This window comes from Hyphomicrobium sp. (assembly GCF_035572195.1).
Lineage (GTDB): Bacteria > Pseudomonadota > Alphaproteobacteria > Rhizobiales > Hyphomicrobiaceae > Hyphomicrobium_B.
This window is the reverse complement of the sequence record NZ_DATNBA010000113.1, coordinates 1-21394: the sequence shown is the minus strand read 5'-3', so window position 1 is coordinate 21394 and position 21394 is coordinate 1. Positions and strand designations below refer to the sequence as shown.

The 21394-nt window shown below is 60.6% G+C and carries 15 protein-coding genes; 12 read left to right on the top strand and 3 right to left on the bottom strand.

Annotation, left to right across the window (positions count from 1 at the left end; genetic code table 11):
• From prfB to VN623_RS09445, 3 genes are all read right to left on the bottom strand, one after another.
• Positions 1-1042 (bottom strand): peptide chain release factor 2 gene (gene prfB / locus VN623_RS09455; RefSeq protein ID WP_325570421.1). Its coding sequence is split into 2 segments (ribosomal slippage), with 1041 coding nucleotides annotated over them: positions 1-972 and positions 974-1042; the frame shifts between segments, so codons are not numbered across the junction. This gene is flagged as partial in the annotation.
• Between the two features lie 148 nt (positions 1043-1190).
• Positions 1191-3773 carry a penicillin-binding protein 1A gene (locus VN623_RS09450; protein WP_325570420.1) on the bottom strand — a complete coding sequence of 861 codons (2583 nt, stop codon included), beginning with the start codon at positions 3771-3773 and terminating at the stop codon, positions 1191-1193.
• A gap of 142 nt (positions 3774-3915) precedes the next feature.
• The gene (locus tag VN623_RS09445) at positions 3916-5139 is read right to left on the bottom strand and encodes an N-acetylmuramoyl-L-alanine amidase (RefSeq protein WP_325570418.1); all 1224 of its coding nucleotides are present in this window, start codon (positions 5137-5139) and stop codon (positions 3916-3918) included.
• Positions 5140-5971: 832 nt separating this feature from the next.
• Between VN623_RS09445 and VN623_RS09440 the strand changes: the two genes are divergently transcribed.
• From VN623_RS09440 to VN623_RS09385, 12 genes are all read left to right on the top strand, one after another.
• Entirely contained in the window at positions 5972-9091 is a 3120-nt protein-coding gene (locus VN623_RS09440; protein ID WP_325570416.1) for an Rne/Rng family ribonuclease, read from the top strand.
• A gap of 217 nt (positions 9092-9308) precedes the next feature.
• On the top strand, positions 9309-9962 hold the full coding sequence (locus VN623_RS09435) for a DUF47 domain-containing protein (protein ID WP_325570414.1): 654 nt from the start codon (positions 9309-9311) through the stop codon (positions 9960-9962).
• On the top strand, positions 9963-10955 hold the full coding sequence (locus tag VN623_RS09430) for an inorganic phosphate transporter (protein WP_325570412.1): 993 nt from the start codon (positions 9963-9965) through the stop codon (positions 10953-10955).
• A gap of 204 nt (positions 10956-11159) precedes the next feature.
• Positions 11160-12569 (top strand): M48 family metalloprotease, encoded by a 1410-nt coding sequence (locus VN623_RS09425; RefSeq protein WP_325570410.1) that lies wholly within the window; start codon positions 11160-11162, stop codon positions 12567-12569.
• A 34-nt stretch (positions 12570-12603) separates the two neighbouring features.
• A complete protein-coding gene (locus VN623_RS09420; protein ID WP_325570408.1) occupies positions 12604-13470 on the top strand; it encodes a DsbA family protein in 867 nt (288 codons plus the stop codon).
• Between the two features lie 163 nt (positions 13471-13633).
• Positions 13634-14089, top strand: a complete 456-nt coding sequence (gene aroQ / locus VN623_RS09415; protein ID WP_325570406.1) for a type II 3-dehydroquinate dehydratase — start codon at positions 13634-13636, stop codon at positions 14087-14089.
• A gap of 62 nt (positions 14090-14151) precedes the next feature.
• A complete protein-coding gene (gene accB / locus VN623_RS09410; RefSeq protein WP_325570404.1) occupies positions 14152-14631 on the top strand; it encodes an acetyl-CoA carboxylase biotin carboxyl carrier protein in 480 nt (159 codons plus the stop codon).
• Positions 14632-14680: 49 nt separating this feature from the next.
• Positions 14681-16021 carry an acetyl-CoA carboxylase biotin carboxylase subunit gene (gene accC / locus VN623_RS09405; RefSeq protein ID WP_325570402.1) on the top strand — a complete coding sequence of 447 codons (1341 nt, stop codon included), beginning with the start codon at positions 14681-14683 and terminating at the stop codon, positions 16019-16021.
• A gap of 60 nt (positions 16022-16081) precedes the next feature.
• Positions 16082-16753, top strand: coding sequence for a leucyl/phenylalanyl-tRNA--protein transferase (gene aat / locus VN623_RS09400; protein ID WP_325570422.1), 672 nt, complete (start codon positions 16082-16084; stop codon positions 16751-16753).
• 148 nt (positions 16754-16901) lie between these two features.
• Positions 16902-17153 (top strand): hypothetical protein, encoded by a 252-nt coding sequence (locus VN623_RS09395; protein ID WP_325570400.1) that lies wholly within the window; start codon positions 16902-16904, stop codon positions 17151-17153.
• Positions 17154-17555: 402 nt separating this feature from the next.
• On the top strand, positions 17556-18758 hold the full coding sequence (locus tag VN623_RS09390) for an efflux RND transporter periplasmic adaptor subunit (RefSeq protein ID WP_325570398.1): 1203 nt from the start codon (positions 17556-17558) through the stop codon (positions 18756-18758).
• Between the two features lie 32 nt (positions 18759-18790).
• The coding region (locus VN623_RS09385; RefSeq protein WP_325570396.1) for an efflux RND transporter permease subunit at positions 18791-21394 on the top strand (2604 nt) is incomplete at its 3' end.

Below are 21394 nucleotides of genomic sequence, written 5' to 3'. Positions count from 1 at the left end.
GACCTCGTCCGGGTTCGTCGACTGTGCGCCGGTCCGAAGATCCTTCACGAGCTGATAGGGCTGCAGCACGTATGAACGGATCTGATGGCCCCAGCCGATATCCGTCTTGGCTGCCTGATCGGCGTTGGCCTTCGCCTCGCGCTTCTTCAGTTCGAGGTCGTAAAGCCGCGCCTTCAGCCGCTTGAACGCGATGTCTTTGTTCTGGTGCTGCGAACGCTGCTCTTGCGCGAAGATGATGATGCCCGATGGCTTGTGCACGAGGCGGACGGCCGATTCCGTCCTGTTGACGTGCTGACCGCCGGCGCCCGACGAACGCGCGAACGAAATATCGACGTCCGACATGTTGATCTCGATATCGATCGTGTCATCGACCACAGGGTAAACCGTAACGGACGCGAAACTCGTGTGTCGCCGGGCGTTGGAATCGAACGGCGAGATTCGAACCAGCCGATGCACGCCCGCTTCCGTTTTCAACCAACCGTAGGCGTTGTCACCCTCGATCTCGAAGGTTGCCGACTTGATGCCCGCTTCTTCGCCCGGGCTTTCATCGATGAGCTTGACTTTGAAGCCGCGCCGCTCGCCCCAGCGCGCGTACATGCGCGCCAGCATCGAGGCCCAATCCTGGCTTTCGGTGCCGCCGGCCCCGGCGTGAACTTCGATGTAGGTATTCAGGGCGTCGGCCTCACCCGACAGCATTGCGTCAACGGAGCGGCGCTGCGCCTCGTGGTCGATGCGATCGAGTGCTGCCTCGCCTTCGCGAATGCTGGCGTCGTCGTTCTCTGCCTCGCCAAGCTCGATCAGCGTCCGCGCGTCGTCATAATCGCGCTGCAGGCGTTTGAATTCTGCCACCGCGCGCTCCAGCGACTGACGTTGGCGCATGACTTTCTGAGCGTTCTTCGGATCGGTCCAGAGACTGGGGTCCTCAGCCTTCGCGTTGAGCGAGGCTAAACGGTCTTCGGCTGTCTCCCAGTCAAAGCGACCTCCTCAGGAGGGCGAAGGCCTCCTGGATTTCGTCCGAAAGTTTTTGCGCTTCTGCGCGCATAGCAGCCTCCGAGACCGGCGGTGCGCCGGCATGTTCGATTCGAAAAGAAATCAGGTGGGGACGTATAGTAAGCTGGACCGGACCTGTAAACGCAGCCACGGCATGCGCGGCAATGCGCGCCGCGAACAGCTACTGCATCTTACCACAGCTACCAAAGCCCGCCGGGACCAGATCCGCCATCAGGCATCTGACCGCCAGTCGCTGTTTCCGGGCGCGGCGGTGGGGGCGGAATTCTCGCATCTCCGTTTGCGGTAGACGCGTCGGCCGTCGCATTCGTGATGCCGATCATTGCGTAGGCATCATCCGGCTCCTCGTCCGGTTTGAAAGCCTCGAGAATGCCGTCAGGGTCGTTCGCCGCGGCTCTGAGACCAGTCTTTAAATTGACGCGCACAAACTTGATCCCCGGCGGAACGCGAAATGGCGCCGGCGGGGTTTCGGCCAAAGCGTCTTTCATGAACTCGCCGAAGATGGGTGCTGCAATGACGCCACCGGTATTGCCCTTACCCAACGGCTTGGGCGTGTCGTAGCCGACGTAGACACCGACGACCATCGTCGGCGAGTAGCCGATGAACCAGGCGTCCTTCTCTTCGTTGGTCGTCCCGGTCTTGCCGGCAATCGGCCGGTTCAGCGATTTTAAGACGGTGGCCGTTCCGCGCTGCACGACGCCCTCGAGGATCGAAGTGATTTGATACGCCGTGTGAGGGTCGAGGATCTGCTTGCGATCATCGATCAGTTCCGGCTCCGCCTGACCGACCCATTTCTCCGCTGTGCAGCCCATGCATTGGCGTTCGTCATGGCGCCAGACGGTGTGACCATAGCGATCCTGAATGCGGTCGATAAGCGTCGACTTCACCTCTTTGCCGCCGTTGGCCAGCATGCAGTAGCCGGTCGCCATTCTCAGCAACGTCGTTTCGCCGGCTCCGAGTGACATCGAAAGAACCGGCAGCAGATCATCGTAAACTCCGAAGCGCTTTGCATACTCGGTGATGATCGGCATGCCGAGATCCTGCGCCAGCCGCACGGTCATCTGGTTACGTGATTTTTCGATACCGAACCTGAGCGTCTCGGGTCCTGTCGTGTCGTTCTTCTCGTAGTTCTCCGGTTTCCAGATATCTTGTCCCGGACCCTGATCGATCTCGATCGGAGCGTCGAGGACGATCGACGTCGGCTTATAGCCATTGTCTATCGCGGCCGCGTAGACGAAGGGTTTGAACGACGATCCCGGCTGGCGCTTGGCCTGGATCGCGCGATCGAATTGACTCATGTCATAAGAGAACCCACCCGCGACGGCGAGAACGCGACCTGTGTAGGGGTCCATCGCGACAAGACCGCCGCTGATCTCCGGGACCTGCATCAACGACCAGGCGCCTTGAATGTTGTTCGGGTCCATCGGAGCGACGTAAACGACGTCGCCAGTGTTCAGAATGTCGGCCGTCGACTTCGCGTCGATTTTCTTGCCGCCACGTCTTTTGGCCGCCCATTTCATTTCATCGAGTGACACCTCGACCGCCTCGCGGTCTTTGACCAGTGTCGCATCCTGCTGGCGGGCGGGTTTGAAGCCGATGATCGCCTTCGTCTTCTGCGTTTCGAGCACGACGCCGAGCCGCCACGGCAGAATGTCTGCCGGGCTCTGAAGCGCGGCGAGCGCTACACCCCAATCACCGGAGATATCGATTTTGGAGACCGGACCGCGCCAACCCCGCTGGCGATCGTACTTGACGAGCCCATCGGTCAACGCCTTTTTCGCGAACTGTTGCAGACGCGGGTCGAGCGTCGTGCGGACAGACAGACCGCCGTCGTAGAGCTTTGCCTCGCCGTATTTGCCTAACAGCGTGCGCCGGACTTCCTCGGCAAAATACTCAGCGGTCGAAATGTGTGCCCCATTGGGGCGAAGATTGACGACGAGCGGTTTCTGTCTTGCGGCTTCCGCCTCCGCGGTGGTGATGTAACCGTTTTCGGCCATCTGTCCGATGATCCAGTTGCGGCGCTCGGTAGCTTTCTCCTTCTGGCGGAACGGATTGTAGTTGTTCGGAGCTTTTGGCAACGCCGCGAGATAGGCCACCTCCTCGATGTTCAGATCGCTGAGTTCTTTGTTGAAATACGTAAGGGCAGCAGCCGCGACCCCGTACGAGTTCATGCCGAGATAGATTTCATTGAGATACAGTTCGAGAATCTTGTCTTTCGAGTAGGCGCTCTCGATGCGGATGGCCAGAATGGCCTCCTTGATCTTGCGCTCGATCGAACGCTCGTTCGTCAGCAGAAAATTCTTGGCGACCTGCTGCGTAATGGTGGACGCACCCTGCGTCCGCTTGTTGGAGCCATGGACCTTGGCTTCGACGGCAGCAAATACGGCGCGCAGGATGCCTTGCAGATCGACACCGCCATGTTCGTAGAAGCGCCTGTCTTCGGCTGAAAGGAAGGCGCCGATGACCCGCTTCGGAACCGTATTGATCGGCACGAAGATGCGGCGCTCGCGCGCGAATTCCGCAATTAGCGAACCGTCGTGCGCGTGGATGCGCGACATCACCGGGGGTTCGTATTTCGACAGGCTTTCGTAGTCCGGCAGGTCGCGAGACGCCTGCCAGATCAGGTACCCGGCGCCAGCCGATCCGGCGACGAAGACGAGCACGAAGGTAGCGAAGGAGAAACCAAGGAAACTCAGCAGCAAGCTTTTGCGCCGCTTTTTCCTTCTTCTCGGCGCCGCGGACGGCGGCAGCGTGGGCCCACGCATCAAATTCGAAATTCCGTAATCGCTGACTAGCTTTGGGTGCTTCTGCCCCCAGGTCTATTGCGGCGGCGCAGCAAAGACAACCCGGCGGTTCAGCACATTAACTTTGAATGTGGCAGCACGTCGTCCGCCAGGAGCTTGTTATTCAAGGTCGTTCGGCAGTTCGTTTACTGAAATAAATTTGCACGGCGGCAGCAATGGAGGACGCAACTTTGGACTGCCAAGCCGCGGTGGTCATTTGTTGTTCGTCATTTTGGTTACTGACGTAGCCGAGTTCGATCAGGACCGACGGAGCATGGGACTGTTTCAGCACCTTGAATCCGGCCGACCGTCGCGGGATTCGTGACATTGTGATCGTCTTGCCGAGCCGTTTGGCCAGCACATGGGAAAAATCCGCCGAGAAATTCGAGGTTTCCCGCTTCATGAGATCAAACAGGATGTTCTGAACCTGATCATTAGCACCCTGATTTGCCGAGGCAATACCAGCGATCAGGTCGGATGCGTTTTCCTTTTCCGCCATAAGCCGGGACTGCTCGTCGGAAGCCTTATCGGAAAGCGTGTAGATAGTCGCCCCGCGGACCGACTCCGCGAACTTCTTTCCTTCGATTGAATCGGCATGTAGCGATATGAAGAGATCTGCATCGTCTGCGGCGGAATATTCCAGTCGATCGTCGAGCGAGACGAAGACGTCATCCGTTCGAGTCATTTTGACGTCGTAGCCTCCGATTTTGATCAGTGCGGATTCGAGCTGCTTCGCGACAGCCAGCACGATTGTCTTCTCGAAGACGTTGTTGATGCCGATCGCACCGGGATCGATCCCGCCGTGACCAGGATCTATAACGACGACCGGTTTGCTCCGTTCCCGCGGCGTGGCCTTTTTATCGGCGCGCAGAGAGCGTTTGGCGCCTGCATCGGGCTCCTGAGGGCGCGTCGCCCCCGTGCCGGCGCCGAATGAAGCCGCGTCGATCGGGCTAAGGACAACGGCAAGCCTGACGGACTTCCCCGATCCGACGCGGGTCATGGCGGCTGATGTGATTTTGACCGGCCCTGTCGTGTCGATGACAACCCGCGATTTGTTTTCGGCAAAAAGACCGTAGCGGAAGGCCGTCACGAGCCCTCGCCCCTTCTGACCAACGGCAGGGTCCAATTGAAACGTCAAATCCGGCAGGTCGAGGATCACCCGGTATGGATCGGCCAGGGTGAAGGCTTGCACCATCAACCCTTCGCTCAACGTAAGCTGGAAGGTCGTCGACGCCTTATCCCCGGTCAGCCGCGCGTCCGTGGCTTCGGCCTTGGCCGCGACCTTGCTGGGGGCAGCCGCCAGCCCCATCGTTAACGCTATCGTCATGCCGGCGGTGGCGATGGCCAAAGCTTGGTATCGCCAAAAGCGTTCTCCGAGTCGGACCATCAGCCCTGAGACACCCCCCGAATGCAAAACTCGATCCCGCCGAGACGGCCGTTAAGGCTTTGTTTTCAGAAGCAATATAATGCTTGTATCCGAGCCAGGCGGGCGCACCTCGATGGTCGTTTTATAGCACTTGCCAGCGATCGGGTGACCTCGTAGTCTCTTAGTCGTATTCGGTGGCGCTCAAGACACACCTTTCGAGGGCAAGTTCGGCAAGCGCCTGCGAACCTGGTCGGCCTGCTGCAGAACACGAAAAAACTCTGCTTTCACAGGTAATTGGGCCCGCACGGATCGCATCTGCTCGAGGCGAAGCGTACGGGAGTTTAACGTCGCTCAGTGAGATGCGCAGCTTCGACTTCCAGCCCTCTGATGGCCCTGTCGAAGCTGAGGAGCTTTTGTGCCGGTCGCCCCGATTTCTCAGTCGGGTAAAGGTGCGTATCGTAGGGCGGCCATACTATTGCGAACGCGGCGCCGAAGGCGCTGCCAAACCCTTTTCCCAGCTATCCGTCTCGCAAATGCGGACGAGCAGCCGGGCAGTACACGACAGGCCCATGACGATAACTTGCACCATACACGACGGCACCCGACGGACCCCGGTCCTGACGGCATCCGCGTGGATACCGGCGCGCTGCCTACGCGCCGCCGGGATCACTGTGCTGCAGGGGACGCCGCGGCCGGCCTCCACCACCCAATATTCACCCAACACGACGCGCCGCTGCGCGAGCCTCGCCATCCGCTCCGTTAACCACGGGCCAAGGTGCGAGCAGCCGTCCCGGCGCGCCAAGGATCCAGATCAATGTCCTCCAATACGAAAATGCTTATCGATGCCACGCATCCCGAGGAAACTCGGGTCGTGGTGCAGCGAAATGGCCGGGTAGAAGAGTTCGACTTCGAGAGTGCCGCCCGCAAACTACTGCGGGGCAATATCTATCTTGCGAAAGTGACGCGCGTTGAGCCGTCGTTGCAGGCGGCCTTCGTGGACTACGGCGGCAACCGCCACGGCTTCCTCGCCTTCAACGAAATTCATCCCGACTATTATCAAATTCCGGTCGCCGACCGGCAAGCGCTGCTTGAGGAAGAAGCCGCTGCCGAAGCCGAACTCGAGGCTGCTGCCGACCGCCGCGCCGAGGCGCTGGCTCGCCGAGCCTCCTCAAGAGGTGGGCAGAGCCACCGCCAGCCCAGGGAAGAGACGGGTAGCGAGGATTTCACCGACCTGCCTATGAGCGGGGCCCCGGTCGAGTCATCCCACATCGTCGATGTCGAGGAAGACGAACATATCGAAGAAGTCGGCGGCGGTGAGGAAGGCGAGACGGTCAAGGTCATCGCGGCCGCTGTCGGGCACTCGAGCGACGACGAACGCTCCGAGTTGCCGATGCCGGACCAAAATGCTGAAGAGTCCGACGACGAGGATAGCGGCGACGAAGATGCCGCCGATGAAACTGAAGCGCCCCTTGAATCCGCTTCGGATTCAGAGGACGCCGACGTTCATGGTCATGGGCATGAACACGAGCATGAACATGAGCACGAGCACGAGCACGAGCATGAGCACGAGCATCAACATGAGCGTGAATCTGAACAGTATGAAAGCGACGAGCAGCCGAGCGACGCCGATCTAGGCAGGCAGGATGCCCGCAACGGCGACGACGTAGCCAGAGGCAACGACGAAGGCTCACCCCGCGAATTCCGCGATGGGCAACAGTCTCGTCAGCGGCGGCGCCCGCGCAGCTACAAGATCCAAGAAGTCATCAAGCGGCGCCAGATCATTCTGGTGCAGGTCGTCAAGGAAGAGCGCGGTAACAAGGGCGCAGCCCTCACGACCTACCTATCGCTCGCCGGCCGCTACACCGTTCTGATGCCGAACACGGCGCGCGGCGGTGGCATTTCGCGCAAGATCACCAACCCTCAGGATCGCCGGCGGCTTAAGTCCATCGCTCAAGAACTCGAAGTTCCGGAAGGCATGGGGCTCATCATCCGCACAGCCGGCGCCGCCCGCACAAAGCAGGAGATCAAGCGCGATTTCGAATATCTTCTGAGACTCTGGGAAAGTGTCCGCGAACTGACGCTGCAATCGACGGCCCCGAGCCTCGTCTATGAGGAAGGCGACCTGATCAAGCGATCGATCCGCGACCTCTATAACAAGGACGTTGAGGAGATCGTGGTCGCCGGCGACGCCAGCTATGAAGAAGCCGCCGCCTTCATGCAGATGCTGATGCCGAGCCACGCCAAGAACGTGTCGCCCTACAAGGAACCGACGCCGCTCTTCACCCGCTACGGCGTCGAACGGCAGCTCAACGCCATGTTCCAACCGCAGGTGACGCTGCGCTCGGGCGGCTACATCGTCATCAATCAGACCGAGGCTCTCGTCGCAATCGATGTGAACTCCGGAAAATCGACGCGCGAATTTTCGATTGAGGAAACGGCCCTCGCGACGAACGCCGAAGCCGCCGATGAGATCGCCCGCCAGTTGAAGCTTCGCGACCTCGCGGGCCTCATCGTCATCGACTTCATCGACATGGAGGAAAAGCGCAACAACCGGACTGTTGAACGGCGCCTCAAAGACGCGCTGCGCTTCGACAGGGCCCGCATTCAGCTCGGCCGGATTTCGCATTTCGGTTTGATGGAAATGTCGCGGCAGCGGCTCCGGACCGGCGTGCTCGAGGGCTCGACGTCGCAATGTCCCCACTGTCAGGGAACGGGCATCATCCGCTCGACCGAGAGCGTCGCACTCGCTGTATTGCGTGGTCTCGAAGATACCATCACGGCCGGGGCCACCGGTTCGCTTATCGCAACGACCACGCCGGCGGTGGCGCTTTATATCCTGAACAAGAAGCGCGCCTACATTGCCGACATGGAAACACGGCACGGTCACACCATCACGGTGCTCGGCAGCGAGCGCGTACATGGAGCGAACTTCACCGTCGAGCGGGGCGCCGCGTCAGCGCTTCCCGTACGCCGGGTCGAGCGTGCCGCCGTCAATATGGACTGGGGCTTCGACTCCGATGAGGAAGCGCCATCGGCCGAAACTTCCGATTTGGAAATGGTGCCTGAGGCCGACGACGGCGAGGACGAAGGTACGGAGCGCGAGGCCCGCGACGGCGAGAGCCCTCGCATGGACGGAGACGAGAACGGAGCACGGCGAGGCCGGCGCCGCCGGCGGCGGGGACGCGGTGGACGCGACCGCGGTGAAGGTCGCGAGCGTTACGCGTCGGGACCGCGAGACGGTGACAACGATGCGCCGCCAACTGCATCCGAGCACCCCCAGTCGGGCGAAGATTTTGAGGAAGAGACGGCAACTGACGACGGGGCGGGCGAACCGCCCATCGACAGCGCCGCCGACCGGCCGGAAGATAGTCGTGATGACAGGCCAGGCCGGCGCCGCAGGCGCGGCCGTCGCGGCGGCCGTCGCGGGCGCGATCGTGGACCGAATGACGTTGGACCGAACGACGTTGCGGCCGATGCTGGTGATACCGGTAACGCCGGCGACGCCGAGCAGCCGGAAATCGACGATGATCAGTCCGATGTTGCGGACTCGACCAGCCCACCGGCGCTGCCGCGTAGGACGGGCCGCCCCACGTCGGTACGTGCCGCTAACGACGCGGATGCCGATGCTGACGCAAGCCCCAGGGTTCAACGGCAGCCCCGGATCTGGGATGTGCCTTCGGCTGCCAATGGCTCCGATGTCGGGCCGTCCGCTCCGCCAGCCGCTGAGATCGCAAAGCCGCAGGAACCAGCGGCCGAGCCAGAAGCCAATCCGCCTCGGCCGATTCGCCGCCGCCACGAAATCGGCTCCAGCGAGCCGCGCATCGAGCGCGTGGTCGTGAAGGCTGGGGAGAACACCGCCGAAAGCGGCGCTCCCGACACCGAGGCGGCGCCACAGCGTAAAGGCTGGTGGCAACGCAAGTTCGGCGGCGAATAGCCGTTTAGCGGTTTAAATCAACAGCGGGCCGGCGCGAGCACCGGCCCGTTTCGTATCTGCGGTCGTCCCGAAGGCTCGCGTCGTACGATCACGACCAGAGAGCTGTCGATCATCGGCTCCCAGACGCTTCTCGAACCGCCAAGTCCCCCCTATAAGGCGCTTGCCATAAAAGTGTCATACGGAGCCATCGCGGCTCCACGCGTTGGGAGGGGGTCTCTTGCGGAAAGCACCGGGTACAGTCGCGCGGCTCTTCGGCCCTTCGCACAACGAAGAGTTTGTCGGGTTGCTAATCCGGCTCGCGGATGTCGGAGTCGAATGCGCGGCGCACTTCCGCGCCACGGACGGCCAGGATTTGCCGGGCATCATCGCCTTCGAGCGGCGCGCCGATAAACTCGTCGACCAAATTCACGAACTTCTCGACAACTCGTTCATCATGCGGTTCGACATCCCGGACGCGATGCGTCTAACCGATGAGATCGACGACGTTATCGACGGAATGCGCGGCGCGGCGGCTCATATCGACATCTACAAACACTTCCTATCGGATCTGCGCCCCGAGGCTCGCGAACTGATCGTGACGGGCGAACGCTCCCTTCAGGCGCTGCGCAATCTGATCGTCATGCTGAAAGATCCGAAGCTGTCGCTGCCCCTGACGCGCGATTTGGCGCGCGCCATAAACGACGCGGAATCGGAAGCCGACAACATCATAGCGCGGGCCGAGCGCGGTCTCGTCGGCGAATTCTCCGGACCATCGGCCGACACGCTCGAATTCATCGCACTCGAAAAGCTCTATGCGATGCTCGAGGAAATGACGGACGACGCCAAGCGCTGTGGCAAGCTCATCGTGTCGCTGGCCCGCAAGGAGGCGTGAATGAGCGCCGTTACGTTTGCGCTCATTCTCGCGCTTACTACTGTCTTGATGGCCGAATTCGTCAACGGCTGGACGGATGCGCCGAACGTCATCGCAACCGTCGTATCCACTGGCGTGATGTCGCCCAGAGCCGCCATCCTGATGGCGGTCATCATGAATACGGCCGGCGCCATGTCGGGCACGGCGGTCGCGGCAACGGTCGGCAAAGGCATCATCGACCCGGCCGCGCTCACGCTTCCCTCGATCACTTCGGCGATGCTCAGTATCGTGGCCTGGGGCACTTTCGCGGCGCGAGCTGGTCTGCCAATCAGCAAGTCGCATGCCCTTCTCGCGGGCCTCGCAGGTGCTGCGTTTGCAGGCGGCGGACTGCAGGCGCTGCAATGGGACGGCTGGGAAAAAGTCGTGATCGGCATGGTCCTGTCGGTCATTCTCGGCGGCGTTGCCGCATTCGCCATCGGATTGGTGATCGTTTTCTTTGCCGGCGATTCCAAACCAGCACGCTCAAAAAGACTTTTCGATCGCCTGTCGCTCGTGGCGGCGTGCTTCATGGCCTTCAATCACGGACTCAACGACGGCCAGAAATTCATGGGCGTGTTCGCGACGACCCTGCTGACCGGCGGCGTGGTCTCGACCTTCGAGATTCCGTTCTGGGTCATCCTGATCTGCGCGCTGACGATGGCGCTCGGAACATCGGCCGGCGGCTGGCGCATCATCAAGACGATCGGCTCGCGCATGACGAGGCTGCAATCGTGGCAGGGTTTTGCCGCTCAGGCCGCCGCAAGCTGCACGATCTTCGGCGCTTCCGCTTTCGGCATTCCGCTCTCGACAACACACACGATCACGAGTGGCATCGTCGGCGCTGCCGCCAGCCGGCGCGTATCGGACGTGCGCTGGACCGTATTGAAACGAATCGTACAGGCTTGGCTGATTACGTTTCCAGTGTGCTTCACTGCGGCGTACATCGCGGCGCGTGCCGTAAACTCGTTGTTTTAGATCCCAGTGCTCGACGCCTTCGGCTGCTCTGCAACGTCAAGTCGCAGATCGCGAGCCGACAACGCCGTCCTGCCATGCTGACGCCAAAATATCGTCGACTGATCCCTGCGCCCGAGGCGGAGCATATTTGACCCAAACGGCCTTGCCGCATACCCTGAACAAGCACGGTGTCTCGAGACACGCATCGAGATTGAGGCACATCCTATGCCCACGACAAAAGAAGCCGTCCCGGTATGGTCAAACTTTCGCCGCGGCGTCTTAGCTCTCGGCGTGCTGCTGACATCGCTTCCGGCGTTCGTGGCAGGGGCACGCGCGCAGGGCCTGCCGCTCATTCGCGATGCCGAGATCGAGGCATTGCTGCAGGACTACTCGAAGCCGATTTTCGCCGCGGCAGGATTCGGCGGCGGCCGCGTCACGGTTCGCATCGTCCGCAACGACGCCTTCAACGCTTTCGTGGTCGACGGCGCTAACGTTTTCATAAACACAGGCACGCTGCTGCAGGCTAAAACGCCGAACGAAGTCATCGGCGTCATTGCGCATGAGAGCGGACACATCGCCGGCGGCCATATGGCGGCCCTTCGGGCGCGCGTTGCTAAGGACCAGACTCGGGCTCTCTTGACCCAGATCCTGGGCATCGGCGCGATGGTTGCAGGCGGCGTCGCGGGAGGCGACTCGGGACGCGACACGATGGCCGGCGGACAAGCCATCATGCAGGGTGGCACTCAAGTCATCATGCGCGGCCTCTTATCCGAGCGCCGCTCTCAGGAATCCGCCGCCGATCAGGCCGGGGTGAAGTTCCTGACGGAAACCAAGCAGTCGGGACGCGGCATGCTCGCTACGTTCGAGCGGTTCAAGGAGCAAGAATACCTCTCCGAGCAGTTTCAGGATCCTTTCGTCAGAAGCCATCCCGTCGCCGGCGATAGGCTCGCGCATCTCAGCTCCATTGTTGCGGCAAGCCCCTACGCCAATCAAAAAGACCCTGCACCTTTGCAGCTTCGCCACGACCTGATGCGCGCCAAGCTGTCGGGGTACCTTGAGACACCGACGATCGTCTTCAATCGCTATCCTGAGACCGATAAATCGCTGCCGGCGCGCTACGCGCGTGCCATCGCCAGATTCTTCCGAGGCGGCACCGGCGCCCTCGAGGCTTCGGTGCAGGAAATTGATGGTATGATCCGCGAGAACCCGTCATATCCTTATTTCTACGAACTCAAGGCCGATCTGCTGATGCGCTCCGGGCGAATGGCTCAGGCGATCCCCGACCTGCGTAAGGCATTGAAGCTGGCCCCCGACGCATCGCTCATCCGCGTCGAACTGGCGTCGGCATTGCAAAGTAGTGGTGAAACCGGTGCGGAAACGGAATCGATTAGTCTGCTGCGCAAATCCTTGGTCATTGACGACGAGAATGCCCACGCCTACCGCCTGCTGGCGAACGCCTATTACAAAGCGGGCAAGGGGCCGGAGGCAGATGCCATGACGGCGCAGGCCTATTTTTGCGAAGGTGACGTAATACAGGCGCAAACTTTTGCCAAACGCGCCCAAAGGCAACTTCATGCCGGGTCACCCGAGTGGCTGAAGAACGACGACATCATCAACTACAAGCCGCAGACGTGAGCGGCCTTCAATCCTGATCAGCGAGATGAGACCGATGATTCCGAAGAACACCATTTGGCAGACCGTAAATTCGGCGCGAGCTAGAAAATGGGCGGCCTGCGCCATCGCCGCCAGCGGCTTGGCGTTGTTGCCGCTTGGCGCGGCCGGTTGGCCCGGCGGTCTTACAGACCCGTCCGCACACGCCGAGACGATTACGCCAACGGCCGGCGGATCGGCTTTTTCCGACGAGCAGAAGAAAGCGCTCGGCGAGATCATCAAAGACTATCTCGTCAAGAATCCCGAAGTGATGATCGAAGTGCAGAACGCACTCGATGAAAAGGTCGAAAAGCTGCAGAGCGCCAAGCTCAAGTCATTCATGGCCGAGAATGGCAAGACTATCTATCGTAGCCCCGACAGCTCCGTCGCGGGCGACCCGGATGGCGACATAACCGTCGTCGAATTCTTCGATTTCAACTGTGGCTACTGCAAGCGCGGATTGCCCGAAGTGCAGAAGCTTATTCAAAACGACAAGAAAGTGCGCGTCGTCTTCAAGGAGCTGCCGATCCTGTCGAAGGGCTCGGAGGAAGCCGCAAAGGTCGCCTTGGCCGCCAAGCGTCAGGGCAAGTACTGGGAATTCCACCAGGCTATGCTCGGCTCCAAAGGCCAAGCCAACGAGGCGTCCGCTCTCAAAGTCGCAGACGGTCTCGGGCTCGATATGGGAAAGCTCAAAACCGACATGGCAAGCGACGCCATCAAAACTGAGCTGGATGACATGAAAGCTCTCGCCACCAAGATGGGCATCAACGGCACGCCGCATTTTCTCGTCGGCGACAAGTCGATCCCCGGGGCGCCGGAAGACTTGCATGACCAGCTTGAGAAGCTCGTTACGGAATTCCGCAAGGACGGTTGCCCGGCCTGCTAGCTGAAAACCCAAACAATGCGGCCCTACGTCGAAGCCGTTAATGAACTCTGCGCCGAAAGTACGCGCCCGCCGGCGCGTACTTTGCGCATGCCTGGAAAGCTGTTAGACCCTGGACTCCGCAATTGCCTCGGGTGGTAGCCCGAAGCTCGAACGGTCTCCAACCATGACCCGCCTCATCTACGTCCTTAACGGTCCTAACCTTAATATGCTCGGAGTTCGCGAGCCCGAAATCTATGGGACCGAGACGCTTGCCGACCTCCGTTCGCGGACTGAAAAGGCGGCCGCCGCAAACGGCCTCACGATCGAATTCCGTCAATCCAATGTCGAAGGCGAACTCGTCAACTGGGTGCAGGAGGCGCGCGGCAAGGCCAAGGGCATCATCATCAATGCCGGCGCCTATACCCACACGTCCGTGGCTGTCCTCGATGCCTTGCAGGCGGTCGGCTTGCCGGTCATCGAAGTCCATCTGTCCAATATTTTCCGCCGCGACCAGTTCCGCCAGCACTCCTACGTTTCGCTTGCCGCCACCGGGATAATCTGCGGTCTTGGCGGCAAGGGCTATGAACTCGCAATCGAAGCCATGACGGATATCCTAAGCAAGGGCGGCAACAAGGCGTGACGGTGGCAGCTTCGTTTGGGCTATAGATGCACGCTAACTAGAGATCCGAGGACACGGAACGTATGACCGCGAAGGAACAAGGGGCGAAGTTGGTAAGTGCGGAGGGTCAGATGATCCGCGAACTTGCGGAACTTCTGAACGATACCGGCCTCACCGAAATAGAAATCGAGAAGAGTGGCCTCAAGATTCGCGTTGCGAAGAAAATTTCAGTTAACGTTGCACCGCAAACTTACCCCGCCGCCACGGCCCCGATAGGGCCAGCCGATAGCAAACAGACGACCCTAGCGCCGGGCGATCTTTCGAAACATCCCGGCGCCGTAAAATCGCCGATGGTCGGTACGGCCTATCGTTCACCCGAACCGGGTTCTGCGACGTTCTGCGAAGTCGGCAGCAAAGTTAATCAGGGCGACACGCTACTTATCATCGAAGCCATGAAAACGATGAACCAGATCCCGGCCCCGCGCGCCGGGACCGTCAAGGCAATCCTGGTCGAAAACGCCCAGCCGGTCGAATATGGCGAACCTCTGATCATTATCGAATAGGCGCCGCAGCCGATTGATGCGCTGATGCAGACGCCTGGAGAGCTTCCCCATGTTCGATAAAATTCTGATTGCCAACAGAGGAGAGATTGCGCTGCGCGTCCAGCGCGCCTGCCGTGAGCTTGGCATCGCGACCGTCGCCGTACACTCGACCGCCGACGCCGACGCCATGCACGTGCGCCTCGCTGACGAAAGCGTCTGCATCGGTCCACCGGCCGCGCGCGATAGCTACCTCAACATCCCGGCTCTCGTCACGGCGTGCGAGATTACAGGCGCCGATGCCGTGCATCCGGGCTATGGTTTTCTGTCCGAAAACGCCCGCTTCGCTGAGATTCTGGAAGAACACAAGATAACGTTTATCGGCCCGACGTCGGAACACATCCGCATCATGGGCGACAAGATCGAGGCCAAGGAAACAGCCAAGCGCCTCGGCATTCCGGTTGTGCCAGGCTCGGCTGGCGCTATCACAAGCGAAACCGAGGCGATGAAAGTCGCCAAGGAAATGGGCTTCCCCGTCTTGATTAAAGCGGCTGCCGGCGGCGGCGGACGCGGAATGAAGGTCGCGACGAGCGCAGCCGACCTCGGCGAAGCGCTTTCCACGGCGCGCTCGGAAGCCAAGGCGGCGTTCAACGACGATGCGGTCTATATCGAAAAGTATCTGCAGAAGCCCCGCCACATCGAAATCCAGGTGTTCGGCGACGGCAAGGGCGACGCCGTCCACCTCGGCGAGCGCGACTGCTCGCTGCAGCGCCGGCACCAGAAGGTGCTGGAAGAATCTCCCTCTCCCGCGCTCAATGCTGCCCAGCGCAAGAAAATCGGCGCCACCGTTGCCGACGCCATGCGCAAACTAAAATACCGCGGCGCCGGCACCGTCGAGTTTTTATATGAGGACGGCGAGTTTTATTTCATCGAGATGAATACGCGGCTGCAGGTCGAGCATCCGGTGACCGAAATGGTCACGGGCATTGACCTCGTTCTCGAGCAGATCCGCGTTGCGGCCGGCCTGCCGTTGAGCTTTAAGCAGGAAGAAGTTGAACTCAGAGGGCACGCTATCGAGTGCCGCATCTGCGCCGAGAACCCCAAGGATTTCCGCCCTTCGCCCGGGCAGATCACATATTGGCACCCACCCGGCGGTCTAGGCGTGCGCGTCGACAGCGGCGTATACCAGGGCTACCGAATTCCGCCGTACTACGATAGCTTGATCGGTAAGCTCATCGTGTTCGGCAAGACGCGCAACGACTGCCTGATGCGTTTGCGCCGCGCCCTCTCAGAGTTCGTCATCGACGGCATTGAAACGACGATCCCGTTGTTTCAGGATCTGGTCAAGTCTCCCGACATCGCTGACGGCCTGTATGATATTCATTGGCTCGAAAAACATCTGGGGATGAAGTAGACTTTGCCACTGCGCGACATGTTCCGCGCGCGTCCGAGAATTCGCTTGGCAAGTACCAGTATGGCGTCGCGCGACGACCCGATGTTCGAGATCACGCCGCAGGTTCTCCTGAAAGCCTATAGCTGCGGCATTTTTCCAATGGCCGAGAGCGCCGACGACCCGGCGCTTTATTGGATCGAGCCCCAACAGCGCGGCGTGCTGCCGCTCGACGGATTGCACATTCCCCGTCGGCTTCTGCGTACCGTCAGGACGACGTCGTTTACGGTCAAAGTCGACAACAACTACGACCGCGTGATCGATGGCTGCGCCGCGCCGCGCGCCGGCCGCATGTCGACGTGGATCAACACACGCATTCGCGCGCTCTATCGCGACCTCTTCGAACGCGGTGCCTGCCACACCGTCGAAGTTTGGGACGGCGATAGAATCGTCGGCGGTCTCTATGGCGTCGCGCTCAAAAGCGCGTTCTTCGGCGAGAGCATGTTTTCAACGGAACGCGATGCTTCGAAGATCGCTCTTGTCCATCTCATCGCGCGCTTGATCCGCGGCGGCTTCTCGCTGCTCGACACCCAGTTCGTGACCGAGCATCTACGCCAATTCGGCACCATCGAGCTCGACAGAGCCACATTCCAGGCCGAACTCGAAAAGGCACTCGAGAAAAACGCCGATTTCTACGCGCTGCCCATTGATGCTTCGGGCGCCGAGGTTGCAGCCATTATCTCCGCCGCCTCTTGATCCGCCACCGCTCGTTGTTCCCAAGGGAACAGGCGGCCGAACTCTCCGATGTCAGATTCCGGGTATCGCGGCGCACCCCGCGCCTGCGAAGGAGCATGCGCCTCGGCGCCGGCCCCCCAACCCGAAGCAATGACTAGGAGACACTCGCATGTCGACGAGATTGTTTATGATGGCGGCTGCGGCCGCCTTCGCGACATTAGCCGGCGGTATCGGCGCTGCAAATGCGCACGGCCATGGCGGCCACGGCAATCACTTCTTCAATCACCATCATGGCCTCCGCATCATCGGCGGTGGCTACGGATACGGATACGAAGGCTGCGGTTACTTCTTCAACCGATGGCAGTATAGTGGCAACTACTACTGGAAAAGGCGATTCTTGAGCTGCAAGTACGGCTATTGATGCAAGGACCCGCACGGTAGTCACGGGCGTACGGACAGATCGAATTGATGACAATCGGCACCGCTTCGAAGTCCAGAGCTTCGGGGCGGTGTTTTTCTTGATCGAGCGATTGAACAGCGTTGCGGGCGAACTGACACCAAACGGCAGGGACGACCCGCCGAGGAATGTCAGGGAAGGCGCAACGCGGCATATTCTCCTGACACGGTCACGCCCGCGGCCACAGGTATTCTGCCGATCTCGTTGGAACACGGGACCGGCAGGTATGCGGTCTCACGCAATTGAGAACCGCGACAACTTGCGATAAACCCGTGCTTCGATTACATCGCCGGAGGACATACAGCTCGTGCGTCCGACGTCTGCGTACCACTTCCCGCCCGAACAACTGTCCACATTCGGATTCCCATGACGACGACCGAGCCTTCGCGATCGAAGTTTGTACGTGGTTTCATCGCGGTCACCGCGGCGGTCTTTGTGATCTGCGGCCCGTTTGAATCATATTCCGATAGCGCGCACGCTCAGACCGCGCCGCCGGCATTCCCGGTAACGGTCGCGACGCCGCTCGCAAAACGCATCAAGACCTGGGACGAATACTCCGGCCGCTTCGAGGCCGTGGCGCGCGTCGAACTCCGGCCTCGCGTCAGCGGATTCATCGAGCAGGTGAACTTCAAGGAAGGCTCGGACGTAAAGGAAGGCGACCTCCTCTTTACGCTCGACAAGCGTCCGTTCGAAATTGCCGTCGAGTCGGCCAAGGCCGACATCGCGCGCGCCAAGGCACAGGTCGAGTTCGCGCAAGCCGATGTCACGCGTGCAGCACCTCTGGCTGAATCGAAGGTCTTGAGCGAGCAAGTCTTCGAGCAACGCAAGTCGAGCTTGGGCGTCGCCGAGGCGGCGGTCATGTCGGCGAAGGCTGAGCTCAAATCAGCCGAGCTCAACCTCGAGTGGTCCGAAGTGCGAGCTCCGATTTCAGGACGCATCTCCGACAAGAAGATCGACGTCGGCAACCTTGTGGTTGGCGGGCAGGTCAACTCAACTCTCCTGGCGACGATCGTCTCGATCGATCCCATCCACTTCGTTTTCGACGCCGCCGAGTCGGATTATCTGCGTTATGAGCGCTTGAGCATATCCGGCGGGCGAATGTCCTCGCGCAGCGCGGCCAACCCCGTGCGGATCAAACTCGCGGACGAGACCGAGTGGACGCACGAAGGAAAAATGGACTTCGTCGACAACGCCTTCAACGAGCGCTCCGGCACGATGCGCGGACGCGCCATCATCGACAACAAGGACGGCTTGCTTTCGCCTGGTCTGTTCGCCCGACTGGCGCTCTATGGCGGGGACGTCGATGCTCTTTTGATCCCCGATACGGCGATCGTGTCCGATCAGGCGCGCAAGATTGTCTACACCGTCAATGCCGACAATGTCATCACGGCGACGACGGTGACGCCCGGGACGATGTACGAGGGTTTACGGGTGATCACGGCCGGACTGAAGCCGTCCGACCGGGTGGTGATCGAAGGTGTTGCGAACCCCGCCGTTCGACCCGGGGCAAAGGTCGCGCCGGCGATCGGCAGTATCAAGGCTCCCGACAAGACGGCCGAGAAGCAGTGAAGTAGTCCAGACGATCAACCGCCGAAAGTCCGATGCGCCTCTCACATTTCTTCATTGATCGGCCGATCTTTGCGTCCGTCGTCTCGATGATCATCACGATCCTCGGATTGATCTCGCTGCGCTTCCTGCCGATCGCCGAATACCCCGAAATAGCGCCGCCGACCGTCAGCATTCATGCCACTTATCCTGGCGCCTCGGCGCAGGTGATTGCAGAAACCGTCGCGACGCCGATCGAGCAAGAAGTCAACGGCGTTGACGACATGCTCTATATCAACTCGCAGTCGACGGGCGACGGTCAGGTGACGATCAGTGTCGTCTTCAAGCCGGGGACGAACGTCGACGAGGCGCAGGTGCTGGTGCAGAACCGTGTCGCCGTCGCCGAGCCTCGGCTGCCGGAAGATGTGCGCCGGCTTGGCATCTCGGTACGCAAAGCTTCGCCCGATCTGATGATGGTCGTGCACATGGTGTCGCCCGACGGATCGCGCGACCAACAGTACATTTCGAACTACACGACGCTCTACGTCAAAGACGTGCTGACACGCATCGACGGCGTCGGCGACGTCACCGTCTTCGGCGCGCGCGATTATTCGATGCGCATCTGGCTCGACCCGGAGAAGGTGGCATCGCGCGGCTTGACGGCCGGTGAAGTCGTCGCCGCGTTGCAGGCCGCCAATTTGCAGGTCGCCGCTGGTTCGATCAATCAGCCGCCGGCAACGTCGGATGGCGCGTTCACGCTCAACGTCAAGACGCTCGGACGCCTGAAGTCCCCGGACCAATTCGAAGATATCGTCGTCCGGGCTGAGCCTGATGGGCAAGTCGTGCGCGTCCGAGACATCGCCCGCGTCGAGCTTGGCGCGCAGGATTATACCGTCAACGCCTATCTCGATAACAAGAACGCAACCGCCCTCGTCATCTTCCAGAAGCCGGGGTCAAACGCCCTTGCCACTGCGGCCGCGGTCAAGGCCCAGATGGAGGCGCTGAAAAAGGACTTCCCGCCCGGCCTCGCCTATACGGTCGTCTATAACCCGACCGAGTTCATCCAGGCTTCCATCGATGCCGTGGTCCAGACCTTGGGCGAAGCGATTCTGCTCGTCGTGCTGGTCGTCATACTTTTCCTGCAGACGTGGCGCGCCGCGATCATTCCGATCCTCGCCATACCCGTCTCGTTGATCGGCACGTTCTTCGTGATGAATGCCGTCGGCATCACGTTCAACACGCTATCGCTGTTTGGTCTGGTTCTAGCGATCGGTATCGTCGTCGACGACGCCATCGTCGTCGTTGAAAATGTCGAACGCTATATCGAGCGCGGATTAAGTCCCAAGGAAGCCGCCCACAAAACGATGGACGAAGTCGGAACCGCGTTGATCGCGATTTCCCTCGTTCTCATAGGCGTCTTTTTGCCGACTGCCTTCATCACCGGATTGCAGGGAACGTTCTTCAAGCAGTTCGCGATAACGATCGCAGCCTCGACCGCAATCTCGTTGATCGTGTCGCTGTCGCTTTCGCCTGCAATGGCGGCGCTGTTGCTGAAGCCGCATGTACATGACCGCGACAAGCCGCGCACGATTGTCTACTACCTCGGCGTACCGCTGCGCGCGTTCTTTCGCGGCTTCAACTGGGCATTCGGAAGCCTGTCGCACGGCTACGCTTGGCTGACGAGCAAACTGATCCGCATCGGCCTGATCCTGCTCGTCGCCTATGCCGGGCTGCTTTATATGACTTACAATCGGCTGGCGGCTACGCCGACAGGCCTCATTCCGCCGCTCGATCGCGCCTATCTGATCGTGGCCCTGCAGCTTCCTCCCGGATCGACGCTCGACCGGACGGATGCCGTCATCCGCAAAGCCTCCGACATCATTCTGACGCGGCCTGGAGCGACGCACTCGGTGGCGTTCGTAGGTTTCGACGGCGCAACGTTCACCAACGCGCCGAACACGGGCGTCATTTTCGTCAATCTCGCGCCGTTCGAAGAGCGCGTCGCTGCCGGGCTCACAAAAGACCGCATTCTAAACGATCTCCGCGAGCAGTTGAGCAAGCTGAAGGAGGCGTTTGTATTCGTCCTTGAACCGCCCTCCGTTCCAGGCATCGGCACCGGCGGCGGCTTGAAGGGTTACGTCCAGGACAAGGCCGGACGCGGACTGCCGGCGCTTGAGGCTGCGGCATGGGCCATGGCCGGCACGACCGGCCAAAAGCCGGGCGTCGCGCAGTCGTTCACGCTCTTCAATGTCCGCACGCCCGAAGTGTATGCCGACATCGACCGTACGAAAGCCGAGCAGCTTGGCGTGGCGATCAGCCGTGTCTTCGAAACACTTTCCGTCTACATGGGCTCGGCGTTCGTCAATGACTTCAACATCCTTGGCCGCACCTACCGTGTCACGGCGCAGGCCGACAATCCGTTCCGGCTATCGCTGCGCGACGTCGCCAACCTGAAGACGCGCAACAATAGAGGTGACATGGTACCGATCGGCTCTGTCGCGACCTTCAAAGGCTCGACGGGCGCCTACCGCGTACCGCGTTACAATCTCTATCCGGCCGCCGAAGTCCAAGTGCAGTTACAGCATGGCTACGCCACTGGCGACGCCATCAAGATGATGGAAGACGTCGCCAAAACGGCCCTCCCCGCTGGCTTTGGATTC

Excerpts from the sequence above, each read along its gene's own strand:
- VN623_RS09450 (WP_325570420.1), bottom strand. The coding sequence starts at position 3,773 with ATGCGTGGGCCCACGCTGCCGCCGTCCGCGGCGCCGAGAAGAAGGAAA.
- VN623_RS09440 (WP_325570416.1), top strand. The coding sequence starts at position 5,972 with ATGTCCTCCAATACGAAAATGCTTATCGATGCCACGCATCCCGAGGAA.
- VN623_RS09430 (WP_325570412.1), top strand. The coding sequence starts at position 9,963 with ATGAGCGCCGTTACGTTTGCGCTCATTCTCGCGCTTACTACTGTCTTG.
- VN623_RS09425 (WP_325570410.1), top strand. The coding sequence starts at position 11,160 with ATGCCCACGACAAAAGAAGCCGTCCCGGTATGGTCAAACTTTCGCCGC.
- VN623_RS09420 (WP_325570408.1), top strand. The coding sequence starts at position 12,604 with ATGATTCCGAAGAACACCATTTGGCAGACCGTAAATTCGGCGCGAGCT.
- aroQ (WP_325570406.1), top strand. The coding sequence starts at position 13,634 with ATGACCCGCCTCATCTACGTCCTTAACGGTCCTAACCTTAATATGCTC.
- accB (WP_325570404.1), top strand. The coding sequence starts at position 14,152 with ATGACCGCGAAGGAACAAGGGGCGAAGTTGGTAAGTGCGGAGGGTCAG.
- accC (WP_325570402.1), top strand. The coding sequence starts at position 14,681 with ATGTTCGATAAAATTCTGATTGCCAACAGAGGAGAGATTGCGCTGCGC.
- aat (WP_325570422.1), top strand. The coding sequence starts at position 16,082 with ATGGCGTCGCGCGACGACCCGATGTTCGAGATCACGCCGCAGGTTCTC.
- VN623_RS09395 (WP_325570400.1), top strand. The coding sequence starts at position 16,902 with ATGTCGACGAGATTGTTTATGATGGCGGCTGCGGCCGCCTTCGCGACA.
- VN623_RS09390 (WP_325570398.1), top strand. The coding sequence starts at position 17,556 with ATGACGACGACCGAGCCTTCGCGATCGAAGTTTGTACGTGGTTTCATC.